The organism is Pseudomonas bananamidigenes (assembly GCF_001679645.1).
GTDB classification, from domain to species: domain Bacteria; phylum Pseudomonadota; class Gammaproteobacteria; order Pseudomonadales; family Pseudomonadaceae; genus Aquipseudomonas; species Aquipseudomonas bananamidigenes.
In genome coordinates, this window is record NZ_LRUN01000001.1 from 221,784 (window position 1) to 237,918 (window position 16,135).

Annotated in this window: 18 protein-coding genes; 4 read left to right on the forward strand and 14 right to left on the reverse strand. The window is 59.2% G+C overall.

What is annotated here, in order from left to right:
• Positions 1-56 precede the first annotated feature (56 nt).
• Positions 57-284, forward strand: coding sequence for a YheU family protein (locus BBF94_RS00975; protein ID WP_065257186.1), 228 nt, complete (start codon positions 57-59; stop codon positions 282-284).
• Between the two features lie 3 nt (positions 285-287).
• Here BBF94_RS00975 and csrA read toward each other — a convergent pair whose 3' ends face one another.
• From csrA to BBF94_RS00990, 3 genes are all read right to left on the reverse strand, one after another.
• Positions 288-473 carry a carbon storage regulator CsrA gene (gene csrA / locus BBF94_RS00980; RefSeq protein WP_065257187.1) on the reverse strand — a complete coding sequence of 62 codons (186 nt, stop codon included), beginning with the start codon at positions 471-473 and terminating at the stop codon, positions 288-290.
• A gap of 137 nt (positions 474-610) precedes the next feature.
• Positions 611-943 (reverse strand): YnfA family protein, encoded by a 333-nt coding sequence (locus BBF94_RS00985; RefSeq protein ID WP_065257188.1) that lies wholly within the window; start codon positions 941-943, stop codon positions 611-613.
• Positions 944-1,007: 64 nt separating this feature from the next.
• A complete protein-coding gene (locus tag BBF94_RS00990; RefSeq protein ID WP_065257189.1) occupies positions 1,008-1,823 on the reverse strand; it encodes an SDR family oxidoreductase in 816 nt (271 codons plus the stop codon).
• A gap of 256 nt (positions 1,824-2,079) precedes the next feature.
• Between BBF94_RS00990 and BBF94_RS00995 the strand changes: the two genes are divergently transcribed.
• Complete coding sequence (locus BBF94_RS00995) at positions 2,080-2,238, forward strand: DUF3309 family protein (RefSeq protein ID WP_169432680.1); 159 nt, start codon at positions 2,080-2,082, stop codon at positions 2,236-2,238.
• A gap of 59 nt (positions 2,239-2,297) precedes the next feature.
• Here BBF94_RS00995 and BBF94_RS01000 read toward each other — a convergent pair whose 3' ends face one another.
• The 10 genes from BBF94_RS01000 to BBF94_RS01045 all read right to left on the reverse strand — a co-directional run bounded on the left by BBF94_RS01000 (position 2,298) and on the right by BBF94_RS01045 (position 11,745).
• Positions 2,298-4,391 carry an LTA synthase family protein gene (locus BBF94_RS01000; protein WP_065257190.1) on the reverse strand — a complete coding sequence of 698 codons (2,094 nt, stop codon included), beginning with the start codon at positions 4,389-4,391 and terminating at the stop codon, positions 2,298-2,300.
• A gap of 314 nt (positions 4,392-4,705) precedes the next feature.
• On the reverse strand, positions 4,706-5,311 hold the full coding sequence (locus tag BBF94_RS01005; protein ID WP_065257191.1) for an START domain-containing protein: 606 nt from the start codon (positions 5,309-5,311) through the stop codon (positions 4,706-4,708).
• Between the two features lie 41 nt (positions 5,312-5,352).
• Complete coding sequence (locus BBF94_RS01010) at positions 5,353-5,607, reverse strand: YkgJ family cysteine cluster protein (protein ID WP_065257192.1); 255 nt, start codon at positions 5,605-5,607, stop codon at positions 5,353-5,355.
• A 165-nt stretch (positions 5,608-5,772) separates the two neighbouring features.
• Positions 5,773-6,252 (reverse strand): translation initiation factor 2, encoded by a 480-nt coding sequence (locus BBF94_RS01015; RefSeq protein ID WP_065257193.1) that lies wholly within the window; start codon positions 6,250-6,252, stop codon positions 5,773-5,775.
• 78 nt (positions 6,253-6,330) lie between these two features.
• On the reverse strand, positions 6,331-7,770 hold the full coding sequence (locus tag BBF94_RS01020) for an aminotransferase-like domain-containing protein (protein WP_065257194.1): 1,440 nt from the start codon (positions 7,768-7,770) through the stop codon (positions 6,331-6,333).
• Between the two features lie 201 nt (positions 7,771-7,971).
• On the reverse strand, positions 7,972-8,784 hold the full coding sequence (locus BBF94_RS01025; protein WP_065257195.1) for an OmpA family protein: 813 nt from the start codon (positions 8,782-8,784) through the stop codon (positions 7,972-7,974).
• Entirely contained in the window at positions 8,781-9,110 is a 330-nt protein-coding gene (locus BBF94_RS01030; protein ID WP_065257269.1) for a DUF4398 domain-containing protein, read from the reverse strand. Before BBF94_RS01030 ends, BBF94_RS01025 begins: the two co-directional genes overlap by 4 nt.
• A gap of 36 nt (positions 9,111-9,146) precedes the next feature.
• A complete protein-coding gene (locus BBF94_RS01035) occupies positions 9,147-9,983 on the reverse strand; it encodes a substrate-binding periplasmic protein (protein WP_065257196.1) in 837 nt (278 codons plus the stop codon).
• Positions 9,984-10,063: 80 nt separating this feature from the next.
• Complete coding sequence (locus BBF94_RS01040) at positions 10,064-10,993, reverse strand: electron transfer flavoprotein subunit alpha/FixB family protein (RefSeq protein WP_065257197.1); 930 nt, start codon at positions 10,991-10,993, stop codon at positions 10,064-10,066.
• Between the two features lie 2 nt (positions 10,994-10,995).
• Entirely contained in the window at positions 10,996-11,745 is a 750-nt protein-coding gene (locus tag BBF94_RS01045) for an electron transfer flavoprotein subunit beta/FixA family protein (protein WP_065257198.1), read from the reverse strand.
• A gap of 525 nt (positions 11,746-12,270) precedes the next feature.
• Between BBF94_RS01045 and BBF94_RS01050 the strand changes: the two genes are divergently transcribed.
• Positions 12,271-13,935: an electron transfer flavoprotein-ubiquinone oxidoreductase gene (locus tag BBF94_RS01050; RefSeq protein WP_065257199.1), complete on the forward strand. Its 1,665-nt coding sequence runs from the start codon at positions 12,271-12,273 to the stop codon at positions 13,933-13,935.
• A 66-nt stretch (positions 13,936-14,001) separates the two neighbouring features.
• Here the strand turns inward: BBF94_RS01050 and BBF94_RS01055 are convergent, their stop codons facing one another.
• On the reverse strand, positions 14,002-14,892 hold the full coding sequence (locus BBF94_RS01055) for an AraC family transcriptional regulator (RefSeq protein WP_065257200.1): 891 nt from the start codon (positions 14,890-14,892) through the stop codon (positions 14,002-14,004).
• Positions 14,893-15,082: 190 nt separating this feature from the next.
• Between BBF94_RS01055 and BBF94_RS01060 the strand changes: the two genes are divergently transcribed.
• Complete coding sequence (locus BBF94_RS01060) at positions 15,083-16,135, forward strand: NAD(P)-dependent alcohol dehydrogenase (protein ID WP_065257201.1); 1,053 nt, start codon at positions 15,083-15,085, stop codon at positions 16,133-16,135.

The following is a 16,135-nucleotide window of genomic DNA, read 5'->3' on the forward strand; positions in this document are numbered from 1 at the left end:
TGGCCCTCGGCGATCATTCGCCGTAGCATCCGGACATTGATTTAGCCGAGGTGCCCATGCTGATTCCCTACGACGCGCTGGAAGTCGACACCCTTACCCGCCTGATCGAGGACTTCGTCACCCGCGACGGTACCGACAACGGTGACGAAACCCCGCTGGAAACCCGCGTACTGCGGGTTCGCCAGGCTCTGATCAAGGGGCAGGCGCTGATCGTTTTCGATCCGCAAAGCGAGCAATGCCAACTGATGCTCAAGCACGACGTGCCCAGGCATCTTTTCGATTGAGGTTCAACGGCCCTTGCCGCTGGCCTGTTTGCGCTGAATCCGCTCATAGACTTCGGCGCGATGCACATTGACCTGCTGCGGCGCCTCGACGCCGAATCGCACGCTGGAGCCATTGACCGCCAATACGCGCAAGGTGATGTTGTCGCCGATGGAAATCATTTCACCGACGACACGGCTGAGTACAAGCATGTAGAGCGTCCTTCAAGGTTTTCGAGCCTTGAAGATGCGCGGCTTTGGAGCGCCCTACAATGCGTGGCGGGCAAATCAGTCAAACCCTACGCCTTTGTGCGCAACCGGCCTTCAGACGTTTCCTGCAATCCGGTAACTCAGGCTGCACTGAACCTTGGCCCGAACAGAATCACACTGGCACCGATGACGCACAACGCGACACCTATCCAGTCCGAACCCAGCGGCCTGATCCGCTCGACCACCGCCAGCCAGCCAATCGAAGCAATGATGTAAATGCCTCCGTAGGCGGCATAGGCACGACCGGCATACGCGGCTTCGACCCTGGTCAACAACAACGCAAACAGTGTCAGGCTGATCAGCGCCGGGATCACCCAAAAGGCACTTTTGCCCTGGCGTAACCACATCCAGAAAGCGAAACAACCGGCGATTTCAAATAGCGCGGCGAGGAAAAACCACAAGTAGTTGAGCATGCACATGACTCGTCATGGGGGACTTTGGCGGTCACCCTAACGACCGGGCTCCAGCGCTGCAAGTTCAGCCGTTGTTCTGTCTGGCCTTGGCTCGCATCTTCTCTGCCATCGAGGTCATTTCCTTGTACAACAGTTGCGGGTTCTGCTGTTTGATCGCCCAGGCCATGCGTCCCTGTTCGTGGGGCAGGATCATGAATTCGCCGGCCGCTACTTGCCGGTAGATGTAGTCGGCAATATCGGCAGCGGTGATCGGAGAGCTTTCCAGCAACTTGCCGACCTGCGCTTTCATGGCCGGTGTCGGGCCACGGAAGGAATCCAGCAGATTGGTCTGGAAGAACGACGGGCAGACCACATGCACGCCAACTTCCTGTTGAGCCAGCTCGACCAGCAGACTTTCGGACAAGGCCACCACACCGGCCTTGGCCACGTTGTAGTTGCTCATCGCCGGACCTTGCATCAATGCCGCCATCGAGGCGATGTTGATGATCTTGCCCTTGCTCTGTTCCAGCAACGGCAGGAACGCCTTGCAGCCCTTGACCACGCCCATCAGGTTGATCGCGATCTGCCAGTCCCAGTCCTCCAGCGACAGCTCGCTGAAGAAGCCCCCCGAGGCCACACCAGCGTTGTTGACGATAATGTCGATGCCGCCGAGCTTCTCTTCACAAGCCTGAGCAAACGCAGTGAGCTGGCTGTAGTCACGCACGTCGCAGCGCTGGACGAAACCGTCACCGCCCGCCTCGCGAACGAGTTTCAGCGTCTCCTGCAAACCGGGCTCGCTGACATCGGACAACGCCAGCCGCCAGCCTTCACGCGCCCAGCGCAGCGCGATTTCGCGACCCAGACCGGAGCCCGCGCCAGTGATCATCATGCGATTTTGCATAGCAAACAGCCTTGTTGTTCCGGGGAAGATGCGCGCAGTGTAGCGAAGGAAACGGAGTGACCCACGCTCGATCAGATTGCTGAATGGCCGGTTCAAACTGCGACATCGAACGAAATAAGACCGCGAACCAAATGCACTGAAAAAACTTTGAATTTTCTTTCATGCGCGCCAGTCGGAATCTGTAAGCCGTCTGGATTCATTGCAACTTCCAGCCGCCCTTGAACATCAAGACTCTCAAGCCGCTATCAACAAGGAAATCGACATGGGCACAATTCTTATCATTATCCTGATCCTGTTGCTGATCGGTGGTCTGCCGGTCTTTCCACACTCCAGAAGTTGGGGTTACGGTCCATCGGGCATTATCGGTGTAGTGCTGGTTGTACTGTTGGTGTTGTTGTTACTCGGTCGGATATGACGTTTTGACCGACAAAAAAAGAGGCCCTGAAAAGGGCCTCTTTTTATTGCGCCGAATGATCAGTCCGGCTTGCCGTTGATCACACCGGCGGTGTTGTCGAGCAGACTCTTGGTCGCTGTCTGCAGGAATGCTTCAAGCTTGAGTTTCAACTCCGCAGTACGCGGCGCGTCCGGAATGATTTCCGCAGAAGGATTTGCGCCCAACTGGTACTGGTACATCTTCGGTGCCATTTCCTTCTCTTTCGGCAGCACCAGAATCTGGTCGGCAGTCACGATCGCAGTGGTCTGCTCGCTGCCCGACGGCTTGATCACACCGAAACCGGTGTCGCCTGCCGGCAGGTTCAGCAGGTCACGACCCCAGCATTGATGACGCACTTCGCCACCCAGGCGCCCCATAATGGTCGGCACGATGTCGATCTGGGTGCCCACGGTATGGTCACGGGTACCGAATTTTTCCTGGATGCCCGGCGCGATCATCAGCATCGGCACGTTGAAGCGGCCCAGGTCCATTTCGGTGATCTGGCGTTCGTTGCCAAAACCGTGGTCGCCGACGATGACGAACAGGGTTTCCTTGAAGTAAGGCTCCTTGCGGGCCTTCTCGAAGAACTGACCCAGCGCCCAGTCTGCGTAACGCATGGCGGTCAGGTGCTCGTTGAGCGTGCCACGGTCGGTCACGCGCTCTACCGGCAATGGCGTCGGCAGCGCGTAAGGCGTGTGGTTGGAAAGGGTCTGCAGTAGCGCATAGAAAGGCTTGCCGTTTTCCCGCGCCTTCAACTCCACCAGACCACGGTCGAACATGTCCTGGTCGGATACGCCCCAGGTCGGATCGGAGAATACCGGGTTGACGAAGTCATTGCGGCCGACGAAGTTGGTCATGCCCTGGTTGCTGAAGAAACCGGACTGGTTGTCCCAGGCGAAGTCACCGTTGTAGACGTAGACGTCGTCATACTTGCGCGCACTGAGCAGTTGCGGCAGGCCGGACAGCTTGTGGCTGCCTTCCGGGGTCTGCATCAGGTACTCGAAACCCGGCAGGTTCGGGAAGCAGGCCATGGTGGCGAACATGCCCTGGTGGGTATGGGTGCCGTTGGAAAAGAAGCGATCGAACAGCAGGCCTTCCTTCGACAGTTTGTCGAGGTTCGGCGTGATGTTGCCCGGTGCGCCCAGAGCCCCCACCGAGTGGCCGGCCATGCTTTCCATGAGGATCACGACAACGTTCTTGATCGGCAGGGTCTTGTCGGCCGGCGGCGTGTAGTCGCGACGCACGGCGGCGATGTCGCTGTCGACCAGCTTGTCGTCCGGCATCACCAGCATGTCGCGCACCACTTTCTGCGCCTGATCCTGCGGCAGCGTGGCTTTCCAGATGTTGTTGCGGTCTTCGCCCATGCGGTCCTTGGCCGCCGCGATCAGCGACAGGGTGCCATTGAGGCCGAGCTGGTTGGCGAAGTTCGATTCGGTGGTGTACACGTCACCCCAGCGCAACGGCGGGCCCTGACGCAGGGTGCCGCGCACGGCGACCACACAGATCAGCAGGCACACCACGAACACCGCCAGACGTGCATACCATGGCGCCACCTGGCGGGTGCCGACATTGCCACCGCTGAACGGGCCACGCGGACGGGTCAGACGGTCGGCGCCCTTGAACGCGAGGGTCAGGATCAGCGTACCCACGGCCCAGGCCAGCAGATAACGCACCACCGGGAAACCGTACCAGAGCATGCTCATCACGGTTTTCGGGTCTTCCTTCACGTACTGGAACACCAGGCCGTTGAGGCGCTGGTGGAACTCACGGTAGAAGTCCATCTCCATCAGGCCGAGGAACAGCGCGATGCTTGATGTAATGGTCAGCCACAGGCGGAAAAAACCGCGTGCGGCCATGGCCCGGGCACTGAACAGGGCCAGCACCATCGGAACGCAGAGGTAGACCACCAGGCGCAGGTCGAAACGCAGGCCGTTGGCGAAGGCTTCGAGGAAGGTCGAAGCCGGGGTGTCGAGGATCATCTCGCGGTTGTAGACCAGCAGCGCGAGGCGCAGCACGGAAAACATCACCATCATGACCAGCGCGCACAGGAGCGTGTAGGCCAGATGCGATTTGACGGTCGGTTGCAGCAGGCGACTGGAAGATCGCTGCTGATTCAGGGCGTCCGGGTTTGCCATGTCGTTTTAGGACCCATTGGAAGTTGAAGTTGCAAAAAATACAGCGGCGCCCTGCCCTCTGTTGGCCATTCCAGGCCCCGGGGCTTGCGCGGTGCGCAAATGTTGCACGATCACCGGCGGCATTGCCATTGATTACTGCCCCGCCGCCATACTCTTTCATTAAAGGCACGGCATACCCGGACAGATACAAATTGCGCGGGCGAATTGTCTTGAAGACTTTGTGAAAATTTCGTTCAACGCATATCCGGAAACACAATATCGCTACAAAACAAAACGCCCCGAGTTCTTCGGGGCGTTTGCAGAGCACGCGACGCTTACTTCTCGGCGCGTTCTTTCAGGGCTTTCAAGGTGTTGAACGGTGCATCGACCACGAACTTGTTGGCGATCATCGATGGCACGCTGCCGCCCGGCTCGGTGTGGACCTGATAGGTCACTTCAACCTGATCGCCTTTGGGCACGAACTTCCAGAAGCCTTTGACCTGAGCTACACGCACAAAGCCTTTTTCTTCCGGCAGGTATTTCGGCACGCCTTCCAGATTGCGGGTCAAGCTGCCATCGGCGCCTTCAACGGTGGTGACATGCAGGATCGAATCGCGCGGGGTCACCGGCCATGGTGTGTTGAACTGGGTGTAGGTCCAGCTCTGGTCACCTTCGTGCTTGAGCAGTTTCTGGGTCTTGCACTCGTGAATCCAGGCGCAGGCACCGGACACGTCTTCTTGCAGTGCGCGCAGTTTGGCAACGGTGGTTTTCATCAAGGTCACGCCTTGATACGACTTGTAATCCGAGCCCGGCACTTCGCTCAGGGAAACCTTGATGCCATCTTCATTCTTGGCCACTTTCCAGTCTTCCGCCTGCGCTGCCGAAGTAGCCAGCACGACAGTCAAACCACACAACACAGCGATACCATGCAGCGAACCCATAGTCTTATTCCTTATTGTTGAAGTTCCGTACGTTTGACACATCACGCCGCGGTCATCTGCTCCCACCAGCCAATCAGCCTGATCGCCTCTTCCTGGCTGCTTCCGCAGACTTCGACATCCGCCTGGAATCCGGAGCAGACTGCAGGACGTTCCGGCTGGCCGAAAATGCTGCACAGGTTTTCGACCGAGAGCTGAACGCAACGTTCACCGGCGGGTTTGCCATCGGGCATGCCCGGAATCGGCGAACTGATCGAAGGGGCAATGCAACAGGCACCACAGCCTTCACGGCATTTCATGACAACGAATTCCTCGCGACGGGCAATGTGTCAAAGGGACGCGGACAGGGTAACCGCTAAAACGGTTGTTTCAAATTCCCTGAGCCGGGGTTTTTACGCAGAAACGAAGGTGACTGACCGGTCTCCGACAAAGCGTCTGGTCTGCGGGTCACACCTGGATTGAATCTACTGCTTGAATTCGAAGTCCAGCGCGGCGCCTTCGACTTCACGACGCTCTTCGTTACGCAGCTGCAACTGCATTTCGTTGCTCAGCAGTCGACCGTTAAGCTGAAACCCGCTGCTCTTTTCACCGAACATCTGCGGAAGAATCGCATCATGCCGAGGCAACGGCACGGTGCCGGCAGGTTTCAATTGCTGGACCATTTCCCGGGGCAGGCTGAGGTCAAGTCTGGCCGGTGGCAACGGCGTCTTCGCAACTTCACTGGCCGATTTCGACTTGGAAGCGATCGGAGCACGTTTCTTTGCCGGGACGGTTTTCTTGGCCGGCTTATCTTTCGCAGGCACCGCTTTCTTGCTGGAAACCGGCTTTTTCACCGTGGATGTGGCTGTCGGTTTTTCCGAAACGGCAGCGGCCATGGCAGCGGGCGCCTGTCCTATCATCAACAGACCCAGCAAAACCCAGGCGGCAGGAAAAATCGCTTTCATGGAACCTACGACACAAGCGGCAGAGGGCCATATGCTCGCCTGTTGAACGCCTCATGACAAGCGCTCCACGCCGTCCGTTCAGAAACCGCCGGCCATTTCCTGACACAGTTGAGTCGCCAGCAGACCGAGAGTCATCAGCGCCCGCTCCGCCTCGCGATTCCACGGAGTGCCGCAGTTCAGGCGAATACAGTGGTTGAACTGCTCGGTATTACTGAAGATCAGACCCGGCGCAATACTGATGCCCTGCTGCAACGCGCGGACATGCAATTCCTGGGTGTTGACCCGTCCCGGCAGACTCACCCACAGGATGAAACCGCCCGTGGGCCGGGTCATCTGCGTGCCTTCAGGGAAGTACTGCTGCACCGCCAGCTGAAACGCGCTGAGGTTTTTTCGATATTCCTGGCGTATGTACCGTAAATGCCGGTCATAACCGCCATTTTCCAGATAAGCGGCAATCGCCATTTGCGTGACGCTGCAGGCCGAATGCGTGGTGAAGGTCTGCAGACGCTGAATTTCCTGCTGATATTTACCTGCAATCATCCAGCCGACGCGCACGCCCGGCGACAATGTCTTGGAGAAGCTCGAACAGTAAATGACCCGATCCAGCCGATCATAGGCCTTGAGCGCTTTGGTGCGTCCCTGCTCGAACATCAGCTCGCCATAGATATCGTCTTCGACGATCTGGATATCGAAATCCGATGCGAGACGCAGCAACTGTTTCTGTCGGTCTTCAGGCATGGTGCCGCCCAGCGGATTGCTCAGCCGGGTCGTCAACACCAGGGCTTTGATCGACCACTGATTGGCCGCCAGCTGAAGGGCTTCCAGGCTCATGCCGGTGGCCGGGTCGCTGGGGATTTCGATGACTTTCAGGCCCAGCAGGTCGGCCAGTTGCAAGAGACCGTAATAGGTCGGCGATTCGGCGGCGATCAGGTCGCCCGGACGGGTCAGCACACGCAATGACATCTGCAGGGCGTCGACACAACCGTGGGTGATCACCACTTCCGAAGGATCGACCACCACCCCGGCGTCGCGCATGCGGATTGCCACTTGTCGGCGCAATGGCTCGAAGCCCGGGCTGAACATGTAGCTGAAAGCGCGCGGGCTATGGAATCGGGTGACCTTGGCCAATTGCTGATGCAGCGCACGTACCGGCAGGTAATCGACGCTCGGTACAGCTGCGCCCAGCGGAAACACGCCTTCGCGGCGCGACTCGACCAACACCTGCTGGATGATGCTGGCGCGGGTAACCAGGCCAGGCCGTTCGACCCGGGCGATGTCCGGGGTCGGTGCGGTCAGCGCCGGTGTCTGGTGCACGTAGTAACCGGACTGCGGCCGCGCACGGATCAGCCCCTGATCTTCAAGATTGGCGTAAGCCTGCAACACCGTCGCATGGCTGACATTGAGCTGCGAACTCATCTTGCGTACCGAGGGTACGCGCTCGCCGGGTTGATAGACACCACGACGGATGTCCTCGGCCAGCTGTTGAGCAATACGTTGGTAGAGCAAGAGATTGGTCATGACGCAGCACTCGATTTCACGGGCGTTTTATTCTTGTGTGAAACAATACCGGAACAGTTTTGAAGTGTACTGGGACAGTTGCCATATTAGTCAACCATACAGTGCAGTGTCGGTTAAATCTGTACTGCTTTGTGAGGCAATCGACAGACGTAAAAAAGCCCGGCGCTGCAGGACAGCCCGGGCTTTCCAGTAACGCCAGCCTCAGCGGGCGGCGCCTAGCTGGCCTTTTTCGTCGGAGAAGACGATTTCCACCCGACGGTTCTGGGCGCGCCCACGCTCGGAAGCGTTGGCGTCCACCGGGTACTCGTCGCCATAGCCTTCGACCTGAATGCGTTTTTCGTCGATGCCCAGATCTGTCAGCACGTCGGCCACCGATTGTGCGCGATCACGGGACAGCTTGAGGTTTTCCTGCTTGCCACCGGTGCTATCGGTGTAACCCTCGATACGCACCACGCGTTTCGGATTGAGTTGCAGGAACTGCACGATCTTCAGGACCACGCGATTGGCCGAGTTCTTCAGTTCGGCTTCACCGGTGTCGAACAGCACGTCACCCAACGTCATCACCAGACCGCGATCCGTCTGGGTAGTCGCCAATGCAACGATCTGCTCCTCGAGCCACTTGCCCTGCTGTTGCACACTCAACAGCTTGGATTCGCGCAATGCCAGTTGCAGGCGTTGGCGCTCGAGTTCCAGTTTCGCTGCGCGCTCCTCGTTGAGCACCAGATTGGTATGTTCCCGGGCGATCTGGCTGTAGCGCTGGCTCAGGTAGGAATAATGGACCACGTCCGCACCACTTCCCCAGTACGAGGAAAGCCGATCGGCACGAGCCAGGGACTCACCGGCCCGAATCACGTCTTTCGGTGCGATTCGCAGCACATTGGAGTCTTCCTTGACCTTCTGAAAGTCAGCACTGGCCTCCTGCAAGGCGCCTTCGCTGTGTTGACCTGCACAGCCAAAGAGGCTGGTGCAACCGACGAGCACCAGTGCGCCGAACATGTTGGACGTCAGACTCATTGGGCATCCCCCAGTTGCTTGCGCAGACGGATGATGCGGGAATTGAGCACGTTCAGTTGTTCCTCGCTTTTCTGTGTCAGCACCTTTGCTTCGGCCAGACGGGCATCCAGCTCGGCCTGTTCGGCGCGCACCCGCGCATTCTTGTAGGATTCGCCGGCCATGCTGCCCTTGGCCCGATTGAACTTGTCTTCGGCCAGTTTCATTTCCGGCACTTCGTCAGCAGTGGCGCCGACAGCCTTGGCTTGCTCGAGCGCTCGCTCGGTCAAACGCATTTGTTCGTGGGGTGCCGGATCACTGGCGCAACCGGCCAGAGCCAGGACGGCCAGGGCCGCGAAAGGAAGTTTGTTACTCACTGAGAATCCCTACTGTTTTGGGGCACTGACAGGTTGTTGCGGCGCCTGTTGCTGCTGCGCCTTCCAGCGCTCGATGTTGCGCTGCAGCGTGGTTTCCGTCAGGCCGGACGCGGGCAATTCTGTCATCTTTTTGGCCAGCTGTCCGCGCAACCAGGGATCGTTGCAGGCGGAGTTGTGAGAAATCGCCAGGAACAGACCTGGCCGGTCGATCGGCTGTTCAAAGGCCAGCAGATCATTGGCCATGCCCAATGCCTGCGCGGCTGCCATCCCCGAGTAACGTCCGGCGAGTACATATTCCACCTCGCCCAACAGAAGTTTCTGAAATGCCTGGGTAAGGTTTGCCGTACGTACAAGAGTCAATTGCTGCTCGGCGAAAGTGCTGAATGCCGACGTCATTCGAGACTTTTCCGACAGGCCTCCGGTATGTCCATGCAAGTCTTTGGCTTCGCTATAGACGAGTGTCGAACCTTTACGGGTCCACACCAGATAATCATTTTCCAGCAGCGGCGGATGGATGTAGTCGAAATTTTCCAGTTCGCTGACATTCAGGGGGGCGTCGGCCAGCATGTCCATGCGTCCACTGCGAGCCTCATCGAGGGCCTGTGAGCGTTTGCCGGCGTAAAGCAGTTCCACCTTGATGCCCAGATCCTTCGCCACTTGCTGCAGCAGGTCGGCGCTGGCGCCGATCAACTGTTTGGGATTCTGTGGATCCTGCCAGAGATACGGCGGTGCATCCGGGCTGCCGGTGACGACCAGCCGCTCGCACTTGCCGGCCGCCACCGACAAGCCGGGCAGCAATGCCAGCCCCAGCCATAAGGAGAAGCACAACCGGCGATGCAGATCCATGGCGACACGCTCCCAATCAAATCCGAAACAAAAAAAAGCCCGACCAAAAGGTCGGGCCCTTTATAAGTGAAGCTGCCGGATTAGACCAGCTTCTCCAGCTCAGGTACGGCTTCGAACAGATCCGCCACCAGGCCGTAGTCAGCCACCTGGAAGATCGGTGCTTCTTCGTCCTTGTTGATCGCAACGATCACTTTGGAGTCTTTCATGCCGGCCAGGTGCTGGATCGCGCCGGAGATACCGACAGCGATGTAGAGTTGTGGCGCAACGATCTTGCCGGTCTGACCGACCTGCATGTCGTTCGGTACGAAACCTGCGTCGACCGCGGCGCGGGAAGCACCGACGGCAGCGCCCAGCTTGTCGGCCAGCGCGTACAGGTGTTTGAAGTTGTCACCGTTCTGCATGCCGCGGCCGCCGGAAACGACGATCTTGGCAGCGGTCAGCTCAGGACGATCGGACTTGGCCAGTTCTTCGTTGACGAAGCTGGAAATGCCGGAGTCGTGAGCGGCGGCAACCGATTCAACGGCAGCCGAACCACCTTCTGCCGCAACCGGATCGAAACCGGTGGCACGTACGGTGATCACTTTGATCGCAGCGGTCGATTGCACGGTAGCGATGGCGTTACCGGCGTAGATCGGACGCTTGAAGGTGTCGGCGCTTTCTACCGAGATGATTTCGGAGATCTGGTCAACGTCCAGCTGAGCGGCAACGCGCGGCAGGATGTTTTTGCCGTTGGAAGTGGCGGCAGCCAGGATGTGGCTGTAGCCCTTGCCCAGTTCGGCCACCAGCGGAGCAACGTTTTCCGGCAGCTGATGCGCGTATGCAGCATTGTCAGCGTTCAGGACCTTGCTCACGCCAGCGATTTTCGCAGCGGCTTCCGCCACGGCGCCAGCGCCCTGGCCGGCAACCAGAACGTGGATGTCGCCACCGATTTTGGCGGCGGCAGCCACAGTGTTCAGGGTGGCCGGGGCCAGCACCTTGTTGTCGTGTTCGGCGATTACCAAGATAGTCATGTTCAGATTACCTTCGCTTCGTTTTTCAGTTTCTCGACCAGTTCAGCCACCGACTTGACCTTGATGCCCGCGCTGCGTGCCGCTGGCGCTTCGACTTTCAGGGTCTTGTTGGTGGAGGCGGTGGAAACGCCCAAAGCGTCCGGAGTCAGCGTCTCGAGAGGCTTCTTCTTGGCTTTCATGATGTTTGGCAGGGACGCATAGCGCGGCTCGTTCAAACGCAGGTCGGTGGTGACGATGGCCGGCAGCTTCAGGGAAACGGTCTGCGCGCCGCCGTCGATTTCGCGGGTCACGGCAACGCTGTCGCCGGAGACTTCGACTTTCGAGGCGAACGTGCCCTGACCGTAGCCGCTCAGTGCTGCGAGCATCTGGCCGGTCTGGTTGTTGTCGCTGTCAATGGCCTGTTTGCCCAGGATCACCAGCTGAGGCTGTTCCTTGTCGACCACGGCCTTGAGCAGCTTGGCCACGGCCAGGGAGGTCAGTTCTTCAGCGGATTCGACGAGGATGGCGCGGTCGGCACCCAGAGCCAGCGCGGTACGCAGTTGCTCCTGAGCGGTGGACGGGCCGATGGAGACGACGACGATCTCGCTCGCAACGCCTTTCTCTTTCAGGCGTACGGCCTCTTCCACTGCGATTTCGCAGAAAGGGTTCATCGACATCTTGACGTTGGCGAGGTCTACGCCGGAATTGTCCGCCTTGACGCGAACCTTGACGTTGTAATCCACAACGCGTTTGACAGCTACAAGAACCTTCATGGATTCCTCGTTACTCTCCGGTGAAAAGAAAGTCGCCTAGGCGAACCTGGCGGTTGATGCTCATCGGGCACAAGGGCACCTCCAAAAACGCCGGCCGAGCGGACTGACCGTTCGTCAGTCGTGACTGACAAGTCATGCCGCTTCGCGGTGTGTAAACTGCGCGCCGAACCTGCGCTGCGCATCACCGGATACCGCCTTCGCCCTGTCTTTAGAGGTGCTCTTGAAACCACCATTCAGCCTACGGCGAGCGCAAAACCGACCGTATCTTGACCGGAACGCCCATTCTGGTCAATACGCCAAAATGCCCTGTCATAAGCCGCGCTTCTTTGATTTCTCTGGCCTCGAGCCAATTCAAACAAACGTTTGTATTGGACGCTAAGAGTGGTGTAGATATAATGCGCCGCCTAGAGAGAAAGGTGGTTTGCCCATTATTACCCTTGACGTTAACGTAAAGGCAATAACGGATACGACACCGAACCTCCAAATTAGAAAAAAAACTGTTGAGCCTTGAGTAGGAGATAGCCTGTGGAACGCGAATACATGGAATTCGACGTGGTCATCGTCGGTGCCGGCCCCGCTGGCCTGTCCGCCGCCTGCCGTCTGAAGCAGAAGGCCGCCGAAGCCGGTAAGGAAATCAGCGTCTGCGTGGTCGAAAAAGGCTCCGAAGTCGGCGCACACATCCTGTCCGGCGCCGTATTCGAACCACGGGCCCTGAACGAACTGTTCCCGGACTGGAAAGAACTCGGCGCGCCGCTGAACACGCCCGTCACCCGCGATGACATTTTCGTGCTGAAAAACGCCGAAAGCGCGCAGAAGATTCCTGACTTCTTTGTGCCCAAGACCATGCACAACGAAGGCAACTACATCATCTCCCTCGGCAACCTGTGCCGCTGGCTGGCCCAGCAGGCCGAGAATCTGGGCGTGGAAATCTACCCGGGCTTCGCCGCTCAGGAAGCGCTGATCGATGAAAACGGCATCGTGCGCGGGATCATCACCGGCGACCTCGGTGTCGACCGCGAAGGCAACCCGAAGGAAGGCCTGTACACCCCGGGCATGGAACTGCGTGGCAAATACACGCTGTTCGCCGAGGGCTGCCGTGGCCATATCGGCAAGCAACTGATCAAGCGCTACAACCTCGACAGCGATGCCGACGCCCAGCACTATGGCATCGGCCTGAAAGAAATCTGGGAAATCGACCCGGCCAAACACCAGCCAGGCCTGGTGGTGCACACCGCCGGTTGGCCGCTGGACATCATGGGCACCGAAAACACCGGTGGTTCCTTCCTCTATCACCTGGAAAATAATCAGGTGGTGGTCGGTCTGATCGTCGATCTGTCCTACAGCAACACGTACCTGTCGCCGTTCGATGAGTTTCAGCGCCTCAAGCATCATCCGGTGCTCAAGCAATACCTGGAAGGCGGCAAGCGCGTCAGTTACGGCGCCCGCGCCATCTGCAAGGGCGGCTTGAACTCGCTACCGAAAATGGTGTTCAAGGGCGGCGCGCTGATCGGTTGCGACCTCGGTACCCTGAACTTTGCCAAGATCAAGGGCAGCCACACCGCGATGAAGTCCGGCATGCTCGCCGCCGAATCCGTGGCCGACGCGCTGTTCGCCGACAAGGACGGCACCGAAGAGCTGACCACCTACGTCGACGCCTTCAAGAAGAGCTGGCTCTACGAAGAACTGTTCGCCAGCCGCAACTTCGGCCCGGCGATCCACAAGTTCGGCGCCATCGTCGGCGGCGGCTTCAACTGGCTGGACCAGAACATCTTCGGCGGCAAACTGCCGTTCACCCTGCACGACACCAAGCCGGACTACGCCTGCCTCAAGCTCGCGGCCGACTGCAAGAAGATCGACTACCCGAAACCCGACGGCAAGATCAGCTTCGACAAGCTGAGCTCGGTGTTCATCTCCGGTACCAACCACGAAGAAGAACAGCCGTGCCACCTGAAACTGACCGACCCAAGCATCCCGCTGAGCCGCAACCTGCCGATGTACGACGAACCGGCGCAGCGCTACTGCCCGGCCGGCGTGTATGAAGTGATCACCCAGGAAGACGGCGAGAAACGCTTCCAGATCAACGCCCAGAACTGCGTGCACTGCAAGACCTGTGACATCAAGGATCCTTCGCAGAACATCACCTGGGTGACGCCGGAAGGCGCCGGCGGTCCGACCTATCCAAACATGTAAGTCGATCCGTTGAACATCAAGGCTCCCTGTATGGGGGCCTTTTTGTTGCCTGCGATCTGTAAGGGATCAGGCCGCGCGCTCTTCCCCCGGACTACGCTCGAAATAGCGTTTGTACTCACGGCTGAACTGCGACGTACTTTGATACCCCACCCGATGTGCCACCTGCGCCACCCCAAGCCCCTCGGCGACCAGCAGCGTCTGCGCCTTCAACAAACGCAGACGCTTCAGGTACTGCACCGGCGACAGCAACGTGCTGCGTTTGAAGTGCTCGTGAAAGGTTGAAACGCTCATGTTCGCGCACCCGGCCAGCGTCTCGACGTTCAACGGCTCGGTGTAGTGCGCATGCAGATGACTGATCGAAGCCGCCACCCGAGCGAACTGCCCCTGCTGTTCGACCAGCGCCCGCAGCACATCAGCCTGAGGTCCGCGCAACGCCACAAACAATAACTCTCGAACACGCGCCGGTCCGAGAATCTGGCACTCCAGCGGATCATGCAGACAACGCAGCAAGCGTTCGACGCAACCGCGCATGTCATCGTCGAGTACCACCGACGTCATCGACTCCGGGGTCTGGGCCGGAATATGGCGCCCCGGCGCCAGCCCCATGGCCAGCACCAGTTCCCCGAGCAGCACCCGGTCGATCGCTACCGACACCCCGAGCAACGGCGCGTCCGGCAACGCATAGGTTTCGCATTCGAATGGCACCGGCAGCGCCTGGATCAGGTAATGCCCCGCGCCGTATTCCATGGTGCGCGGCCCCAGGTACGCCAGTTTGCTGCCCTGGGCGATGATCATCAGGCTCGGTTCGTAAATGTGCGGGCCACGGGCGACGTCGCAACTGGCGCGCAGCACCTGCACACCCGGCAGCCCGGTCTGGCTGTAACCATCGCGCAGCGCCAGCGGTTCGATCAGCGAAACCAGGGTGGCGTTGGCATCAAGATGACGGGTCAATTGCATCAGCTGGCTCTACAGAAAAAAACGCGGAAAAAGGGACAAAAACATCATCGCAGATCCTTCTGCCAATGCGACCTATCAACCCCGCATGCCGGAGGATTAGGCATGACACCCGGAGGAATCGCCATGGCCGGACCACCGGACGGCGCCCAGAATGCGCCGCCTCATTTGTCACTGTTTTGCGAGGTTGCTCATGTACACCGCCATCGGTTATGCCGCTCAAACGGCCACCACTCCCCTCGCCCCGATGAAGTTCGAACGCCGCAGCCCTCGTGCCGACGACGTCGCCATCGACATTCTGTACTGCGGCGTCTGCCACTCCGACATCCATCAGGCGCGCAACGAATGGGGCATCGCCGTTTACCCGCTGATGCCCGGCCACGAGATCGTCGGAAAAGTCACCGCCGTCGGTGCGAATGTCACCAAACGCAAAGTAGGCGATCTGGTGGGTGTCGGCTGCATGGTCGACTCCTGCCGCACCTGCGAAGCCTGCCAGTCGAACCTGGAGCAATACTGCCTCGAAGGCCCAACCATGACCTATGCCACGCCGGACCGGGTCGACGGCAGCAACACCATGGGCGGTTATTCGGACAGCATCGTGGTCAGCGAACACTTCGTGGTGCGTATCCCCGAGAAACTGGATCCGGCGGCGGCCGCGCCGATTCTCTGTGCGGGCATCACCACTTATTCGCCGCTCAAGCATTACGGAGTGAAGGCCGGCGACAAGGTCGGGATTCTCGGCATGGGCGGCCTCGGCCACATGGGCATCAAGTTCGCCAAAGCCATGGGCGCCGAAGTGACGCTGTTCACCCGCTCGGCAAGCAAGGCCGAGGAAGGTCGTCGCCAGGGCGCCGATCATGTGATCGTCTCCACCGACGAAGAGCAGATGAAAGCTGCGGCCGGTCGCTTCGACTTCCTGCTGGACACCATTCCGGTGCAGCACGACCTCAACCCTTACCTCGACACCCTGCGCTTCGATGGCGTGCACATTCTGGTGGGCCTGATCGAACCGATCGATCCGCCGGTCCACGCCGCCAAACTGGTGCTGGGTCGCCGGGTGCTGGCCGGTTCGTTGATCGGCGGCGTCGCCGAAACCCAGGAAGTGCTGGATTTCTGCGCCGAGCACAACATCAGCTGCGACATCGAAATGCTCGACATCCGCCAGATCAACGAAGCCTACGCCCGCATGATCGCCGGTGACGTGAAGTACCGCTTTGTGATCGATATGGCGACACTGAAGCTCTAA